Source organism: Shewanella cyperi (assembly GCF_017354985.1).
Classification (GTDB): domain Bacteria; phylum Pseudomonadota; class Gammaproteobacteria; order Enterobacterales; family Shewanellaceae; genus Shewanella; species Shewanella cyperi.
Window position 1 is genome coordinate 2,904,596 of record NZ_CP071501.1, and the last position, 16,179, is coordinate 2,920,774.

Below are 16,179 nucleotides of genomic sequence, written 5' to 3' on the forward strand. Positions count from 1 at the left end.
CCAATATTTTCCATTGGAGCCACGGCATATGTTGCCCACCATAGAACAGAATTTCGGTCACGCCTACAGCAGTCAACTTCCCGAACTCGGCCACAGCATAGCCAGGTTATTGCGTTTTTTTGGTGTTGAACGCCTGTACGGCGTTGGCGGTGACTTCGTTGCCAACCTGATCAACAGCCTGGCCACAGAGCTGGAGGTACTGCCTTCAAGCAACGAAATGCACGCCGGCTTCAGCGCCTGCGCCCAGGCGGAATTGGCCGGCATGGGGGTTTGCCTGACCACTTATACAGTTGGCAGCCTGCCCTGCGTCAGTGCCGCCGCCCTCGCCCGTACCGAAGGATTACCGGTGATATTCCTCTCCGGGGCACCGGGTGAAAATGAAAACAGCGGTTTGGCACTGCACCACACTGTGCATCCCGGCAGTGGCTGGCACAGGGATCTCGACGCGGCCCTCAATGCCTTTCGGGCACTGGGGATCCGCGCTGAACGTCTTCAGGGCCAGCGTCACAGTGGTCAGCCCAATATTGCTGCCGAGCAATGCCTGGAGCTGCTTAGCTGGGCACTGCTCAATCGCCAGCCCGTGTATATCGAGGTTCCCAGGGATCTGGTATATCAGCCCACCCAGGCGCTGTCGCTGCCAGACTCTCTGGCCACATTGAAAGAAAGTCAGAATCTCAATCTGATGGGGGCCGAGCTCATCGCCGCTGAAATCGCTGCCAAACTGACGGCCGCCAGTCACCCCATGGTATTTCTCGGGGAAAAACTGCGCCTGAATCAGCCACTGCTGGACAGATTGGTGCGTATGTGTGAGCGCCTGCAACTGCCCTACGCCGTCAGCTGGTTTGCCAAAGGTATGGTGGATGAATCAGCCCCCCTGTGCCTTGGCAGTTATAACGGCGTATTCAGCGGCTGCGCCGGCCAGGAGTACATAGATAAAGTAGCCGATTATGTGCTGGAGATAGGCACGGCCATCCTGGCATCGGACACCAACAACGCCTTTGCCAGCGGCACCCACAGAATAGATACCCATAACAACAAAACCATGCTCAAGGGTACGGCCCGTTGGGAAAGGGATATAGTGGCCGTGCTCGATGCACTGGAACAACGCGCCGATCTGCGTCCCTGCGCTAGCGTCTGGTGCAATCAGCAGCAGAAATTGCCTCAGGGTGAACTCGCATCAACCCTGGGCTACGCCAACCTGGCCAGCGCCATTAACCAGGCCCAAAAGGAACTCGACCAGGGCTTTATCTTTATTCCCGAAGTGGGTAATGCCCTGTTCGCCAGCTTTGAACTGCTGGCCCTTGGCAGTCCACTTGGACGCAGTTTCATGGCCAACCCCTGGTATGCGGCCATGGGCACCAGCCTGCCCTACGCCAGGGCTGTGGCTGATGAACTGAGAGCCCGCGGCAAGCAACAACCCTTGCTGCTGCTCACAGGTGACGGTGGTTTCAACTTCCAGGCCAATGAGCTGATTAACCTGCAAAAACAGAATGCCAACCTCATCATCCTTTATATGCGCAACAACATTTTCCATCTGGGAAAGGCCGGTGATGCCCCTATCTATGCCTGTAATGACGAGAGATTCAGCCCTGAGTTGTTGATCCGCGCCTATGGTGGCCAACACCAAAGCTGCGACAGCCAAGCCTCATTGATCTCGGCGCTCAAGGCTGCGGCGAAGAATGGTGGTTTGCACTTGCTGGAGATCCCCACCAGCGTGGACAGGGATAGCCAAAGCGAAACCTGCCACAAACTCAATACCTACATCGGCTTTAAAAATGGTCAGCCGGAGGCAACAGCCGCCTGGCATGCCCTGTGCGGTGAAGGAGATGACTGGGAAGAAGCGGCCCACTGAGGGCCGTCAGAGCAGGCCCTGCTCCAGGGCCATAAAAAACAGTTCTTCATCGCCGGAGACGGCATCACGAAAGGCCTGATTGAGTGAGGCAATGGCAGCTGCTTCCGGGTGCTGCCTGTCGGCCGCCAACTCGCGGTAACGGCGCAGACTGCCGATATTCATTGGCTCGTTGAGCAGTTGCCTGGCTTCCTGATATTTGCTGGCGGGACGGACAAGTGTCATACAGTTTCCTTGTAAACTTGGCCATTGCCGCTGGTAACCTAACTGATCACCCCTGTCAGCAGCAAACTGTCTGGCGAATTAGTGTCCAGTGATACCACACGCAGATCCTTATACAGGCCCGACCAGCTGATTCACTATCCAAAGGCAGGGTTTGCTATTATCCCGAAAGCAACCAGTTTCGGAGCAGCAAATGTGCGGCAGATTGAATGTAATAGCCGATCCCCTCTGCCATTGGGTCAGCGAGCAGTTGGGGCTGGACTTTATCACCGAAGATAAAAAAGATCTCAGACCCACGGATCCCGTTACTGCCATAGGCCTGGAGCAGGGAAAGCTGCGCAGCTGGCACTGTCGCTGGGGCATTCAGCCCCAATGGTCAAAACGGCCGCTGATCAACGCCAGGATTGAAACAGTTAATCACAAGAGTACCTTCGCCGAAGCTTTCAGTAACAGGCGCATGTTGGTGCCAGTCAGCGGGTGGTTTGAATGGCAACAGCGCCCCGGCGGCAAGCAGAAGTGGTTGCTGTGTGGGGCCGAGGGGCAGCCACTCTACATGGCGGCCATAGGATTTGAGCACGAACAGGAGCGGCGTCTGGTGACCCTGACCACAAGGCCCAACCACCAATGCCAACATATTCACTCCCGCATGCCACTGCTGATAGCGCCCGGGGAGGTAGATTTCTTCCTCCGCAGCCATCCCGATGCCCTGCAGCCGCTGTTGCAGGCTGAGGTAAGGGTCGCTTTGGCACTGGAACCCGTGAACGACAGCGCTGTGGACTCCCCCAACCTGTCGCTGTTCTGAACTGCACATTAGCCCCGTTCAGCGACAGCCAATAAAAAAGGCCACCCCAAGGTGGCCTTTTTTGCTCAGGACCTATCAGGCCTTGGCATTTTTCACGCGCTCGTGCAGCTCCTGCACCGAAGACACGTTGTTACGGTCATCGGCATTGTGAGCCATACAGTTGGCGAAGGCAGCGTTCAATGTGGTGGTGTAGTTCACCTTGTAACGCAGCGCGGCGCGGCGCAATTGGCGTGAATCCTCGATGGCCTGACGACCTTCGGTGGTATTCACTATGTAGGCATATTCACCGTTCTTGATGCGGTCAAGAATGTGTGGACGACCTTCGTGCACCTTGTTCACCAGGCGTGGGTTGATCCCGGCTTCACCGAGGATAACCGCGGTGCCGTGGGTGGCATCCAGCTCGTAGCCCAGTTCAATCAGACGGGCAGCCAGGTCGGCAACACGCTTCTTGTCGCTGTTACGTACAGACAGCAGGGCACGGCCTGAACGCGGCACATCCTTAATGGAGGCCAGTTCAGACTTGGCATAGGCTTCGGCGAAGGTATCGCCCACACCCATTACCTCACCGGTAGAGCGCATTTCAGGACCGAGCAGCGGGTCAACACCTGGGAACTTGTTAAACGGCAGCACCACTTCTTTCACAGAATAGAAAGGTGGGATCACTTCCTTGGTAAAGTTCTGCTGTTTCAGGCTCTGACCTGCCATCACACGGGCAGCAATTTTGGCCAAAGGCACACCGGTGGCCTTGGACACGAAGGGTACGGTACGGGCAGCACGTGGGTTAACTTCAATCATGTAGATCTCGTTATCCTTCACGGCGAACTGCACGTTCATCAGACCCACTACACCAAGTTCGAACGCCAGCTTGCTGACCTGCTCGCGCATTTCATCCTGAATCGCCTTGGACAGTGTGTAAGGAGGCAAGGAGCAAGCAGAGTCACCTGAGTGAACACCGGCCTGTTCAATGTGCTCCATGATGGCACCGATAACCACGGTTTCGCCATCACAGACTGCGTCGATATCCACCTCGATGGCATCGTCGAGGAAGCGGTCCAGCAGTACCGGAGAGGCGTTGGATACGCTTACCGCTTCGTTGAAGTAACGGCGCAAATCCTGTTCGTCATAGACGATTTCCATGGCACGGCCACCCAATACGTAGGAGGGACGTACCACCAGCGGATAACCAATGCGCTCGGCGGCAACCACTGCACCTTCCACCGTGGTGACTGTATCGTTCTCGGGTTGCTTCATTCCCAGACGCTTGATGGCCTGCTGGAAACGCTCACGGTCTTCGGCGCGGTCGATGGCATCCGGGCTGGTGCCTATGATGGGCACACCGGCCGCTTCCAGGGCACGGGCCAGTTTCAACGGTGTCTGACCACCGTATTGCACGATAACGCCCTTGGGCTTCTCGATGCGGACGATTTCCAGCACGTCTTCCAGGGTCACAGGCTCAAAGTACAGACGGTCTGAAGTGTCGTAGTCGGTAGACACTGTCTCTGGGTTACAGTTGACCATAATGGTCTCGTAACCGTCGTCACGCAGCGCCAGTGCGGCGTGTACGCAGCAGTAATCGAACTCGATGCCCTGACCGATACGGTTTGGACCACCGCCCAATACCATGATCTTGTCCTTGTCGGACGGATTGGCTTCGCACTCTTCCTCATAGGTGGAGTACATGTAGGCGGTGTCGGTGGCGAACTCGGCGGCGCAGGTGTCTACGCGCTTGTACACAGGGTAAATATCAAAACGCTCGCGCAACTTGCGGATTTCGCCCTCGCTGGTGCCCAGCAGAGTGCTCAGGCGCGCATCGGCAAAGCCCTTGCGCTTGAGTTTGCGCAGGAAATCGGCGTCCAGACCGGCAAAGCCCAATTCCTTGACCTTGGCTTCCAGCTGGATGATTTCTTCAATCTGCACCAGGAACCAGCGGTCGATATTGGTCAGGCTGAATACTTCATCCAGGCTCAAGCCGGCACGGAAGGCATCACCTATGTACCAGATACGATCTGCGCCAGGCTCTTTGAGTTCATGGCGAACTTTTTGCAGCGCTTCGGCATCATTCAGGTCAACCATGGGATCGAAACCGTTGCGGCTCACTTCCAGACCACGCAGGGCCTTCTGCACCGATTCCTGGAAGGTGCGGCCGATGGCCATCACTTCACCCACGGATTTCATCTGAGTGGTCAGACGGTCGTTGGCACCGGCAAACTTTTCAAAGTTGAAGCGCGGTACCTTGGTAACCACGTAATCGATGGACGGCTCGAACGAGGCCGGAGTGCGACCACCGGTGATATCGTTCATCAGCTCGTCGAGGGTAAAGCCCACGGCCAGCTTGGCGGCAATCTTGGCGATGGGGAAACCTGTCGCCTTGGAGGCCAGTGCCGAGGAACGGGATACACGGGGGTTCATTTCAATCACCACCATGCGACCGGTTGTCGGGCTGACACCGAACTGCACGTTGGAACCGCCTGTTTCCACACCGATTTCACGCAGTACCGCCATGGAGGCGTTACGCATGATTTGGTATTCCTTGTCGGTCAGGGTCTGTGCCGGGGCAACCGTAATGGAGTCACCTGTGTGCACGCCCATGGCATCGAAGTTCTCGATGGAACAGACTATGATGCAGTTGTCGTTACGGTCACGAACCACTTCCATCTCGTACTCTTTCCAACCGATCAGCGACTCATCAATCAGCAGCTCATTGGTGGGAGACAGTTCGAGACCCTGAGAACAGATTTCTTCGAATTCTTCCTTGTTGTAGGCGATACCGCCGCCCGAGCCCCCCATGGTGAAGGAGGGACGGATAATACAAGGGAAACCAACCTGGTCGAGAACCCCATAGGCTTCTTCCATGCTGTGGGCGATACCGGCGCGGGGGCACTCAAGACCAATCTTCTTCATGGCCTTGTCGAAACGGGCACGGTCTTCGGCCTTGTCGATGGCATCGGCGGTGGCACCGATCATCTCAACGTTGAATTCTTTGAGTACGCCCTTGGCTTCCAGCTCCAAGGCGCAGTTCAGTGCGGTCTGGCCACCCATTGTGGGCAGAATAGCGTCGGGGCGCTCTTTCTTGATGATGTTGCGCACCACTTCCCAGTGGATGGGTTCGATGTAAGTGGCATCGGCCATCTCCGGGTCGGTCATGATGGTGGCGGGGTTGGAGTTCACCAGGATGACACGGTAACCTTCTTCGCGCAGGGCCTTACAGGCCTGGGCGCCGGAGTAATCGAATTCACAGGCCTGGCCGATAACAATGGGGCCAGCACCCAGGATCAGAATACTTTTTATGTCGGTACGTTTTGGCATTGCTTCTATCTTCTCCGGCTCGGCTTACTTGGCGTTCTTGCGAAACTCTTCAATCAGTTCGATGAAATGGTCGAACAGCGGGGCACAGTCATGTGGACCTGGGCTGGCTTCGGGGTGACCCTGGAAGCTGAACGCAGGTTTATCGGTGCGGTGAATACCCTGCAGTGAACCATCGAACAGTGACTTGTGGGTCACCTTGAGGTTGGCCGGCAAGCTGGCCTCATCCACGGCGAAACCGTGGTTCTGGCTGGTGATCATCACAGTGCCCTTGTCCACATCACCCACAGGGTGGTTGGCACCATGGTGGCCAAACTTCATCTTCAGTGTTTTGGCACCGCTGGCCAGACCCAGTAACTGGTGGCCCAAACAGATACCGAATACCGGAATGTCGGTAGTGAGGATTTCCTGGATGGCGGCAATGGCGTAATCGCAGGGCTCTGGATCGCCTGGGCCATTTGACAGGAACACACCGTCCGGATTCATGGCCAGCACTTCACTGGCAGGAGTTTTGGCAGGCACCACTGTTACATCACAGCCACGGTCCACCAGCATGCGCAGTATGTTGGTCTTGACGCCGTAGTCATAGGCCACCACCTTGTACTTGAGTTCGGACTCTGGGGTGTCGGATGGCAGGCCGCCTTCGAGGCGCCAACTGCCCTTGCGCCACTGATAACCTTCAGCCGTGGTCACTTCCTTGGCCAGATCCATACCCTTGAGACCGGGGAAAGCCTTGGCAGCCGCCAACGCCTTATCGGCATCCAGCTCACCCACCAGGATACAACCGGCCTGGGAGCCTTTTTCACGCAGGATACGGGTCAGTTTACGGGTGTCGATATCGGCAATCCCAACCACATTGTTGGCTTTGAGATAATCACTTAAGGATTGCTGACTGCGGAAATTGCTGGCGATAAGGGGAAGATCGCGAATGATGAGGCCACAGGCATGAACTGCGCTGGATTCCGTGTCTTCATCATTGGTACCGGTGTTACCGATATGGGGGTAGGTTAAGGTTACAATCTGTCGTGAATAAGAGGGATCTGTTAATATCTCTTGATAGCCCGTCATGGAAGTGTTAAAAACGACTTCTCCAACGGCAATTCCATCTGCACCGATTGCTGTGCCTGAGAACAGGGTTCCATCTTCGAGTACGAGTAAGGCAGACTTTGTCAACGCGACCTCCGAAAAAGAGCCAAGCCATTAGAATTTAATGATTTTTTTGATTTTTAAGATACCAATTTCCGCTAAAACACGAAATTTTGACAAATTCCAATGATTTTACCCGGAAAATCGCATTTCGTCCACACTTAAGCGGACGGAACGCGTAAAAAAACCGCCAAATGGCGGTTTTTCTGTTAATTGAGCCCCAACACCTGCTGCATGTCATACAGACCCGGTTTTTGCTCCGCCAACCAAACGGCGGCACGCATGGCACCATTGGCGAAGGTCATGCGGCTCGAGGCCTTGTGGGTGATTTCCAGTCTCTCACCTATATCGGCAAACATGGCTGTGTGTTCGCCCACCAGATCGCCGGCACGCACAGTGGCAAAACCTATGGTCTGGCGATCGCGCTCACCGGTAATGCCCTCGCGGCCATAAACCGCCACCTTCTCCAGGTCCCGTCCCAACGTTTGAGCAATCACCTCGCCCATCTTGAGTGCGGTACCGGACGGTGCATCTTTCTTGTGCCTGTGATGGCCTTCGATAATTTCGATATCGGTATAGTCGCCCATTACCTTGGCCGCCAATTCCAGCAGTTTCCACATCAGGTTGACGCCCACAGACATATTGGGCGCCATGACCACGGGGATCTCTTCTGCCAGGGCCATAATCTGCTCTTTCTGAGCATGGTTGAAGCCGGTAGTGCCTATGACCAGGGCCTTGCCATTGCGGACACACCAGTCGAGGTTCTGCAGGCTGACTTCCGGAGAGGTGAAATCGATGAGCACGTCAAAGGCATTGACCACCAGATCCAGGTTATCCACCAGGCGTACATCCAGGTGGCCTACGCCCGCCATCTCGCCGGCATCCACTCCCACCAGGCTGGAGCCCGGTTTTTCTATGGCGGCGCCAAGACGGATTTTTTCCTGGTTGCTGGCGGCCTCGATCAGGGTGCGTCCCATGCGGCCGCTGGCGCCTATGACTGCTACTCTCACGTGTCCACTCATGCCACTTCTCCATTTACAGCTAAAAAAACGCCCAAGCAAAGCTTAGGCGATTTGGGGAATTACACTATGTCCAATAACTCGACTTCAAAGATCAGGGTCGAGAACGGCGGGATGGAAGCGCCGGCACCACGCTCACCGTAGGCCAGATGGTATGGCACGTACAGTTTGAACTTGGAGCCTACGTTCATCAGTTGCAGGGCCTCGGTCCAACCGGCGATAACGCCCGATACCGGGAACTCGGCAGGTTGACCGCGAACCACTGAGCTGTCGAACACGTCACCGCTGATGAAAGAACCATGATAATGAGTACGTACGGTAGACTCATAGGTAGGCTTCTCGCCGTTGCCCTGGGTCAGCACTTCATATTGCAGGCCGGATTCGGTTACGAACACACCGTCACGCTTGGCATTGTCTTCGAGGAAGCTATTGCCTTCGGCGATGGTGGCTTCGGCAGCTTCTTCCTGGGCTTGTTGCAGACGGCGGCTGATCTCGGTGAAGGCCAGTTGCAGATTTTGCATGGACACAGCGCTGTCCTTGCCATCGAAAGCATCGGCCAGACCGGCCTGAACTGCTGGAATGTCCAGACCTTCAAAAGAGTTGGCAGCCAGTTGCTCGCCCAGTTGACGGCCGACGCCGTAGCTGGCCTGTTGTTCTACAGTGCTGAATTTCTCAGACATCTTGGGATTCTCTCAGTAATCTAGGATAAAAATGCGGGCGTCATTCTATCACGAAATGACGCCCTGTGCTGATAAACCAGGGGCTTATTTAGCAATTTGACACTTGGGCAGTCCCTTGGCCTTGGCGGCGTCGTACAGGGGCTGCATCTTGGGCGCCAATGATTGCAGTCCCGAGATGCGGGTATCGTGTGATGGATGGGTGGACAGCAGCTCGGGCCCCTGTGCTCCTCCAGCCTTGGCCATGTTTTGCCACAAGATGGCACCGGCACGGGGATCAAAGCCGGCGCGGGCCATCAGCTCCAGTCCGACTATATCCGCTTCGGACTCCTGGGCACGGCCATAGGGCAAGATGTAGCCCACCTGAGCACCCAAGCCCAGAGCCGCCATGTAAAGGTCCTTGTTCGCCACACCGCCGGCCCCCAGGGCCATGTCGGCGAGCTTAAGCCCGGTACCCGTCATCTGGGCCCGGGATACCTGCTCGTTACTGTGGTTGGCCAATACGTGGGCCACTTCGTGTCCCAATACCACCGCCAGTTGATCCTGGTTATTGGCCACCTTGAGCAAACCTGTGTAAACCCCAATATGCCCCCCCGGCAGGGCAAAAGCGTTGACCTGGGGTGAGTCAAATACCACCACCTCCCAGCGCTGGGCCGGCCCCTCCAAAGCACCGGTCACACGCTGTGCCACGCAATCCACATAGGCATTGAGCTTGGCATCCTTGCTGATCTTCTGCTGTTTTTTCATTTCGTCGAAGGAGGCGTCGCCCATTTGGTTCATTTCCGCGGCGGAAAACAGCAGGGTCTGGCTGCGACCAGTGGGAGATTGGGTGGTGACACAACCACCGAGCAGTGACAGAGTCAGGAGCGAAATTGCGAGACGTTTCATTGGCTTCATCCTTATATGGCCATTGGGCATCGAGGCCCGGTTTGGCAGGGATTTTACCCAGAAGCGGGACTGATGCCAAACCAAGGCCAATATTAATTGCTCCTCAGGCGGGTAAACCAAAGCGTTTGCGGTACTGCTCCATGGTAATCCCGGTGAGCTTTTTAAACAGGCGCCGAAAGGAGCTGATGTCCTCATAGCCCACGGCCCAGATCACTTCGTTGCTGCTGCGAGCAGTCATTTCCAACTGCTGTTTGGCGGCTTCGACCCGCAGCTGTTGCAAATACTCCAGCGGAGTCTCACCCGTGGCGGCCTTGAAGCGGCGTTTGAAATTGCGTGAGCCCATGGCCACGGCCTCGGCCAGCTGTTCCATGGTAATGCGCTCGGCATAATGGGCGGCGAGCCACTCCTGGGCGGCCTTGATTTCCGCGTCACCGTGATTCCGCCCGGGCAGCAAACGATGAAACGGCTGCTGCAATTCACGACTCGGATCCAGCAACAATAATCGGGCACAGAGCAGCGCCACCTCACGCCCGGCGAAGCGCGCCACCAGCCGCAGCAGCAGATCGTTGAAGGCGGTGTAGGCGCCGCCGCAGATCAGGTCCTCATACTCCAGCAACAGCTTTTGGTTGTTGTAAATCACCTTGGGATAGCGCTCGCGAAAGATACGCTCCAAAAACCAGTGGGTGGTGGCTTCGCGGCCATCAAGCAAGCCTGCTTCGGCGAGCAGAAAACTGCCGCTGCAGGCACTGACCATCAGGGTGCCGCTTTGGGCCTGGGCCCTGATCCAGGCCACGGTATCCTGCTGCCGGGCCAGATATTCGGCCACCTCGGCGCGTCCGGATTCGGCTGCCAGTATGCTGGAAATCAATACCACATCGGCCTTGGCTATCTGGATCAGGCTGATGTCGGGGACCAGGGTTTGGCCGCTGCGGGTCTGCACCGGCGTATCCCCGGCGGTTGTCAGCTGCACCTCAAAGCGGGCCCCGGGCGCCAGAGCGGCGCCATGCAGTCGTTGCAGACAGGCATTGGCCACATAAAAGATGTCCAGAGCGGCATGTACTGTGCCCCCCATGCAGCCCGGCATCGCCAGCAGCACTATTTTCGGCATAGGACTCTTGTCTCATTTCGCACATTTATGGGCAAATATGCCCATTATTTCCATCGACCACAAGCCTTAAGCTGGACGGCGTAAACCTCACAGCAATAAGGAGATCCCATGCTGAAACTCTACGGCAGCCCCAATACCCGTACCATTCGCGCCCTTTGGACCCTGGAAGAAACCGGTCTTTCCTATGATTATGTGCGGCTTGATTTTGAAGGCGGTGAACAGCAAAGGCCGCCGTATCTGAAGATCAATCCCAACGCCAAGGTGCCCAGCCTGGAAGTGGACGGCCAGGTGCTGCTGGAAACCAATGCCATTTGCCGCTATATCGCCGAACAGGCACCCGACGCCGGACTTATCCCGGATTCAGCCCTGGAGCGGGCGCAAATGAACCAGTGGTGTGATTTTCAGTTGTCGGAATTGGAACCGCCACCTTGGATGATAATCAAGAATCTGCGGGTCTATCCCGACGCGGTTAAGCTGGATAATCAGGCGCTGCAGGCCGCCATGAACTATGAGGCCGATCGCGCCATGGGCATACTCGCCAAGGGCATCAAGGCCAGCGGCTATGTGCTCGAAAGTGGTTTTTCACTGGCGGATATTCAGCTGGCGGTGACCCTGATGACTTATCTAAAAGCCAAGATGAGCATCAAGGAACCCAAGGTGCTGGATTATTTGAAACGTTGCTGCGATCGCCCGGCCATCGCCAAGCTGCAGGCCATGGGCGACCTGTCCCGATTCAACCTCTGATCTTCGGCATAAAAAAGCCTGGCATTGCCAGGCTTTTTTATTGGGGTTTATCAGCTGTTGAGGTCCTGGAAGAACTTCTTCACGCCATCGAAAAAGCCTTCAGCCTTTGGGCTGTGCTTTTTTGACTCCCCCGACAGTGTCGCCTCGAATTCACGCAGCAGTTCTTTCTGACGCTCGGACAGGTTCACCGGCGTTTCCATCACTACCTTGCACAGCAGATCGCCCACCGCATGGCTGCGCACCGACTTGACGCCCTTGCCACGCAGACGGAACATGCGTCCGGTTTGGGTTTCCGGCGGGATCTTCAGACTGACCTTGCCATCCAGGGTCGGCACTTCAATCTCACCGCCCAGGGCAGCCTTGGCAAAGGAAATCGGCACTTCACAGTACAGATTGTTGCCATCGCGGACGAATATCGCGTGCTCGCGCACTGTCACCTGCACGTAGAGATCCCCCGGAGGCGCACCGAATTCCCCGGCTTCACCCTCGCCGGCCAAACGGATGCGATCACCGGTATCAACACCGGCCGGGATCTTGACCGACAGTGTCTTGGTGCGCTCCATGCGGCCGTCACCGTGACACTTGCTGCAGGGATCCTTGATGATCTTGCCGCGGCCGTGACAGGTAGGACAGGGTTGCTGCACCGCAAAGAAGCCCTGGCGCATCTGCACCTGACCGGCACCGTGACAGGTGCTACAGGTGGTGGCCGAGGTGCCCTTCTTGGCACCCGAGCCGTCACAGGCGTCACAGCTGGCCAGAGTGGGGATCTTCAGCTCTTTGGTCAGACCGCGGACGGCCTCTTCCAGGGACAACTCCAGGTTGTAGCGCAGATCCGAACCACGGGCTGCCTGGCGGGCGCCACCACGACGACCACCGCCAAAGATGTCACCGAATACATCGCCGAAGATATCACCGAAATCGGCACCACCACCGAAACCACCACCGCCGCGGTTGGGATCGACACCGGCATGGCCGAATTGATCATAGGCGGCCTTCTTGTCGGCATCGGTGAGGATTTCGTAAGCTTCCTTGACCTCTTTGAAGCTGGCCTCGGCGGCCTTGTCTCCCGGGTTGCGATCCGGGTGATACTTCATCGCCAGGCGCTTGTAGGCCTTCTTGATGTCCCGTTCGCTGGCGTCACGACCGACGCCCAATACTTCGTAATAATCTCGCTTTGACATATTTCCACGCTTTCTTAACTGGCGTTGAACGAACGGGCGTTAGGGTTTCCCCGTAACGCCCGCCGGAAAGAATCAAGCTTGCGCCCGATTACTTCTTGTCGTCTTTAACCTCTTCGAACTCGGCATCGACAACATCATCGGCACCGGCAGAGCTGCCGCCCTGACCTGCGTCAGCACCTTGGTTCTGAGCCTTGGCCTGGGCAATTTCCACCAGCTTGGCTGAGGCTTCGATCAGCTCCTGGCTTGCCTTTTCGATGGCTTCCTTGTCGTTACCGCGGGTGGCGGTTTCTACTGCGGCCATGGCGGTTTCGATCTTGGCCTTGTCGTCGGCACCCAGGGCGTCACCGGCCTCGGTCACTTGCTTCCTGGTTGCGTGCACCAGACCATCGGCCTGGTTGCGGGCCTGGGCCAGCTCTTCAAACTTCTTGTCTTCGTCGGCGTGGGCTTCGGCGTCGCGCACCATTCTTTCCACTTCATCCTCGGACAGACCGGAAGAGGCCTTGATGGTGATGTTTTGTGACTTGCCGGTCTTCTTGTCCTTGGCAGACACGTGCAAGATACCATCGGCGTCGATGTCGAAGGTCACTTCAATCTGTGGCATGCCGCGCGGTGCCGGTTCAATACCGTCGAGGTTGAATTGACCCAGTGACTTGTTGGCGCTGGCCTGCTTACGCTCACCCTGCAGCACGTGAATGGTCACGGCGCTCTGGTTGTCGTCGGCAGTGGAGAACACCTGCTGAGCCTTGGTAGGAATAGTGGTGTTCTTCTCGATGAGCTTGGTCATCACGCTGCCCATGGTTTCGATACCCAGAGACAGCGGGGTTACGTCCAGCAGCAGTACGTCTTTCACGTCACCGGCCAGTACACCGGCCTGGATGGCAGCACCCACGGCCACGGCTTCATCGGGGTTCACGTCCTTGCGTGGTTCCTTACCGAAGAAGTTGGCCACGGCTTCCTGAACCTTGGGCATACGGGTTTGACCGCCCACCAGGATCACTTCGTTGATCTCTGACACCGACAGGTCGGCGTCGGCCAGGGCCACTTTCAGCGGCTCAAGCGAGCGCTGGATCAGATCTTCCACCAGGGACTCCAGCTTGGCGCGGGTCACCTTGACCACCAAGTGTTTTGGACCTGATGCATCGGCAGTGATGTACGGCAGGTTCACTTCGGTCTGGTTGGTGCTGGACAGCTCAATCTTGGCCTTTTCGGCAGCTTCTTTCAGACGCTGCATCGCCAGAGGATCCTTGCGCAGATCCATGCCCTGCTCTTTCTTGAACTCATCGGCCAGGTAGTTGATCAGACGGTTGTCGAAGTCTTCACCACCCAGATGGGTGTCACCGTTGGTGGCCAGTACTTCGAAGGTCTGGTCGCCATCGTTGTTGTCGATTTCGATGATGGAGATATCGAAGGTACCACCACCCAGGTCATACACGGCAACAATGTTGTCACCTTGCTTCTTGTCGATACCATAGGCCAGCGCCGCAGCGGTTGGCTCGTTGATGATACGCTTAACGTCCAGACCGGCGATGCGACCGGCATCCTTGGTGGCCTGACGCTGAGAGTCGTTAAAGTACGCAGGTACAGTGATAACGGCCTCGGTCACTTCCTCGCCGAGGAAGTCTTCGGCGGTTTTCTTCATCTTCTTCAGCACTTCGGCAGACACCTGTGGAGGCGCCATCTTGTTGCCGCGGCTTTCCACCCAGGCATCACCGTTGTCGGCCTGGATGATCTTGAATGGCATGATGTTCACATCGCGCTGAACTTCATCGTCCTTGTAACGACGACCGATCAGACGCTTGATGGCAAAGAAGGTGTTGGTGGGGTTAGTGATGGCCTGACGCTTGGCAGGCTGGCCAACCAGGGTTTCTTCACCGGTGTAGGCGATGATGGAGGGCGTAGTGCGATCGCCTTCGGCGTTTTCAATTACGCGCGCCTTGCCGCCATCGAGAACTGCTACACAAGAGTTGGTTGTGCCTAAGTCGATACCGATAATTTTACCCATGGGGTCCTCCGAAAAAATTTCTTACGCTAATTCGTTATCTGGTGTGGATATGGGGACGGTGTTTGGACTTTTCAAGTCCGGGGGTTTCGTCACCTGCATTTCATCCTTAACCCCTATATTGGGTCAGGAGAATGGATTACAAGGGCTGAGTGAAAAAATTTGCCTTGGCATCGAGATTAGCCAGTGTCGGCGGCGTATAATATGCGCCGCGAAGTTCTGCCGCCGCGGCAGATGCAGTCTTACCCCAGGAAATCCATCCGTGAAAAACTCCCACAAGGCCTATGGCTTTGGGCTTGGAGCCGTGTTGCTCTGGTCCACGGTCGCCACAGCGTTCAAACTGGCGCTGGCTCACTATTCTCCTTTGGAATTGCTGCTGGTTGCCAGTGTGAGTTCCATTCTGGCCCTGGGCATTATTCTCATCTGCCAGGGCAAGTTGGCATTGCTTGGTCGCCAGCTGCGTTCAAGCCCGTTTTTATACCTGCAAACCGGACTGCTCAATCCCTTTCTCTATTATCTGGTGCTGTTCAAGGCCTATGAATTGCTGCCGGCCCAGCAGGCGCTGTCGCTCAATTACACCTGGGCTGTGCTGCTGCCGTTGCTCTCGGTACCACTGCTGGGGCAAAGGCTGCGTAAATCGGATCTGAGTGCGGCGCTGCTGGCCTATGTGGGAGTCTTTATCATCGCCTGTGGCGGTAAACCTATGGCGATGGAATTTGCCGCCCCGGAAGGCGTCGCCCTGGCGCTGCTGAGTACCCTGCTCTGGTGTCTCTACTGGATAATCAATACCAAAGACCAGGGCGATCCCGTGGTCAGTCTGATGCTGAGCTTCCTGCTGGGCTTACCCTTTATTCTGCTGGGGCTTGCATATCAGGGTACGGTGCCGAGTCTGGCGCTCGATGCCCTGCTGCCGGGGGTCTATGTGGGACTGTTTGAGATGGGGGTGACCTTCGTGCTCTGGTTGCTGGCGCTGAAAAACGCTGAGCGCACCGCATCCATCAGTACCCTGGTGTTCCTGTCACCCGTGCTGTCCATGGGCGTTATCACCCTGGTGCTCGGGGAACCCATAGCGCCAGCCACTGTGTTGGGACTGGGGCTGATATTACTGGCCCTGGCGATGCAGCAATTGTGGCCAAAAGTAAAAGCAAGATTCAGTCCCAAACCCATGGCAGAGCAGATCTGAGTTCTCTGTTCATAAGCTTGGCTCAGGCGGGGCCGAGCCCAAAATGCAAAGTGGGCCC

13 protein-coding genes are annotated in these 16,179 nt (G+C 56.5%); 4 read left to right on the top strand and 9 right to left on the bottom strand.

The annotated features are described in order from the left end of the window. Positions 1-28 precede the first annotated feature (28 nt). On the top strand, positions 29-1,852 hold the full coding sequence (locus tag JYB84_RS12695; RefSeq protein ID WP_207320422.1) for a thiamine pyrophosphate-binding protein: 1,824 nt from the start codon (positions 29-31) through the stop codon (positions 1,850-1,852). Between the two features lie 6 nt (positions 1,853-1,858). Here JYB84_RS12695 and JYB84_RS12700 read toward each other — a convergent pair whose 3' ends face one another. Further along, positions 1,859-2,074, bottom strand: a complete 216-nt coding sequence (locus JYB84_RS12700) for a hypothetical protein (protein WP_207320423.1) — start codon at positions 2,072-2,074, stop codon at positions 1,859-1,861. 202 nt (positions 2,075-2,276) lie between these two features. Here JYB84_RS12700 and JYB84_RS12705 point away from each other — a divergent pair, with 202 nt between their 5' ends. Next, the gene (locus tag JYB84_RS12705) at positions 2,277-2,873 is read left to right on the top strand and encodes an SOS response-associated peptidase (protein ID WP_228290771.1); all 597 of its coding nucleotides are present in this window, start codon (positions 2,277-2,279) and stop codon (positions 2,871-2,873) included. A 75-nt stretch (positions 2,874-2,948) separates the two neighbouring features. Here the strand turns inward: JYB84_RS12705 and carB are convergent, their stop codons facing one another. The 6 genes from carB to JYB84_RS12735 form a co-directional block, all read right to left on the bottom strand. Beyond that, the gene (gene carB / locus JYB84_RS12710) at positions 2,949-6,179 is read right to left on the bottom strand and encodes a carbamoyl-phosphate synthase large subunit (protein ID WP_207320425.1); all 3,231 of its coding nucleotides are present in this window, start codon (positions 6,177-6,179) and stop codon (positions 2,949-2,951) included. Between the two features lie 24 nt (positions 6,180-6,203). Then, a complete protein-coding gene (gene carA, locus JYB84_RS12715; RefSeq protein WP_207320426.1) occupies positions 6,204-7,349 on the bottom strand; it encodes a glutamine-hydrolyzing carbamoyl-phosphate synthase small subunit in 1,146 nt (381 codons plus the stop codon). A gap of 182 nt (positions 7,350-7,531) precedes the next feature. After that, on the bottom strand, positions 7,532-8,344 hold the full coding sequence (gene dapB, locus JYB84_RS12720) for a 4-hydroxy-tetrahydrodipicolinate reductase (RefSeq protein ID WP_207320427.1): 813 nt from the start codon (positions 8,342-8,344) through the stop codon (positions 7,532-7,534). A 59-nt stretch (positions 8,345-8,403) separates the two neighbouring features. Continuing rightward, on the bottom strand, positions 8,404-9,021 hold the full coding sequence (locus JYB84_RS12725) for an FKBP-type peptidyl-prolyl cis-trans isomerase (protein ID WP_207320428.1): 618 nt from the start codon (positions 9,019-9,021) through the stop codon (positions 8,404-8,406). Between the two features lie 84 nt (positions 9,022-9,105). After that, the gene (locus JYB84_RS12730; protein ID WP_207320429.1) at positions 9,106-9,906 is read right to left on the bottom strand and encodes a M48 family metallopeptidase; all 801 of its coding nucleotides are present in this window, start codon (positions 9,904-9,906) and stop codon (positions 9,106-9,108) included. 103 nt (positions 9,907-10,009) lie between these two features. Then, on the bottom strand, positions 10,010-11,014 hold the full coding sequence (locus JYB84_RS12735) for a GlxA family transcriptional regulator (RefSeq protein ID WP_207320430.1): 1,005 nt from the start codon (positions 11,012-11,014) through the stop codon (positions 10,010-10,012). A 108-nt stretch (positions 11,015-11,122) separates the two neighbouring features. On the opposite strand from JYB84_RS12735, the gene JYB84_RS12740 reads away from it, so the two are divergent. Next, positions 11,123-11,758, top strand: coding sequence for a glutathione S-transferase family protein (locus tag JYB84_RS12740; protein WP_207320431.1), 636 nt, complete (start codon positions 11,123-11,125; stop codon positions 11,756-11,758). A 50-nt stretch (positions 11,759-11,808) separates the two neighbouring features. On the opposite strand, the gene dnaJ is transcribed toward JYB84_RS12740, so the two are convergent. Both dnaJ and dnaK read right to left on the bottom strand, forming a co-directional pair. Further along, positions 11,809-12,939 carry a molecular chaperone DnaJ gene (dnaJ, locus tag JYB84_RS12745; RefSeq protein WP_207320432.1) on the bottom strand — a complete coding sequence of 377 codons (1,131 nt, stop codon included), beginning with the start codon at positions 12,937-12,939 and terminating at the stop codon, positions 11,809-11,811. Between the two features lie 88 nt (positions 12,940-13,027). Beyond that, complete coding sequence (gene dnaK / locus JYB84_RS12750; RefSeq protein WP_207320433.1) at positions 13,028-14,941, bottom strand: molecular chaperone DnaK; 1,914 nt, start codon at positions 14,939-14,941, stop codon at positions 13,028-13,030. Between the two features lie 259 nt (positions 14,942-15,200). Here dnaK and JYB84_RS12755 point away from each other — a divergent pair, with 259 nt between their 5' ends. Next, positions 15,201-16,121, top strand: a complete 921-nt coding sequence (locus JYB84_RS12755; RefSeq protein WP_207320434.1) for a DMT family transporter — start codon at positions 15,201-15,203, stop codon at positions 16,119-16,121. The last annotated feature ends 58 nt before the right edge of the window (positions 16,122-16,179 follow it).

Bases quoted from the DNA above. Each gene is read 5' to 3' on its own strand.
- dnaK (WP_207320433.1), bottom strand. From the start codon at position 14,941: ATGGGTAAAATTATCGGTATCGACTTAGGCACAACCAACTCTTGTGTA.
- dapB (WP_207320427.1), bottom strand. From the start codon at position 8,344: ATGAGTGGACACGTGAGAGTAGCAGTCATAGGCGCCAGCGGCCGCATG.
- JYB84_RS12730 (WP_207320429.1), bottom strand. From the start codon at position 9,906: ATGAAACGTCTCGCAATTTCGCTCCTGACTCTGTCACTGCTCGGTGGT.
- dnaJ (WP_207320432.1), bottom strand. From the start codon at position 12,939: ATGTCAAAGCGAGATTATTACGAAGTATTGGGCGTCGGTCGTGACGCC.
- carB (WP_207320425.1), bottom strand. From the start codon at position 6,179: ATGCCAAAACGTACCGACATAAAAAGTATTCTGATCCTGGGTGCTGGC.
- JYB84_RS12740 (WP_207320431.1), top strand. From the start codon at position 11,123: ATGCTGAAACTCTACGGCAGCCCCAATACCCGTACCATTCGCGCCCTT.
- JYB84_RS12725 (WP_207320428.1), bottom strand. From the start codon at position 9,021: ATGTCTGAGAAATTCAGCACTGTAGAACAACAGGCCAGCTACGGCGTC.
- JYB84_RS12735 (WP_207320430.1), bottom strand. From the start codon at position 11,014: ATGCCGAAAATAGTGCTGCTGGCGATGCCGGGCTGCATGGGGGGCACA.
- JYB84_RS12695 (WP_207320422.1), top strand. From the start codon at position 29: ATGTTGCCCACCATAGAACAGAATTTCGGTCACGCCTACAGCAGTCAA.
- JYB84_RS12700 (WP_207320423.1), bottom strand. From the start codon at position 2,074: ATGACACTTGTCCGTCCCGCCAGCAAATATCAGGAAGCCAGGCAACTG.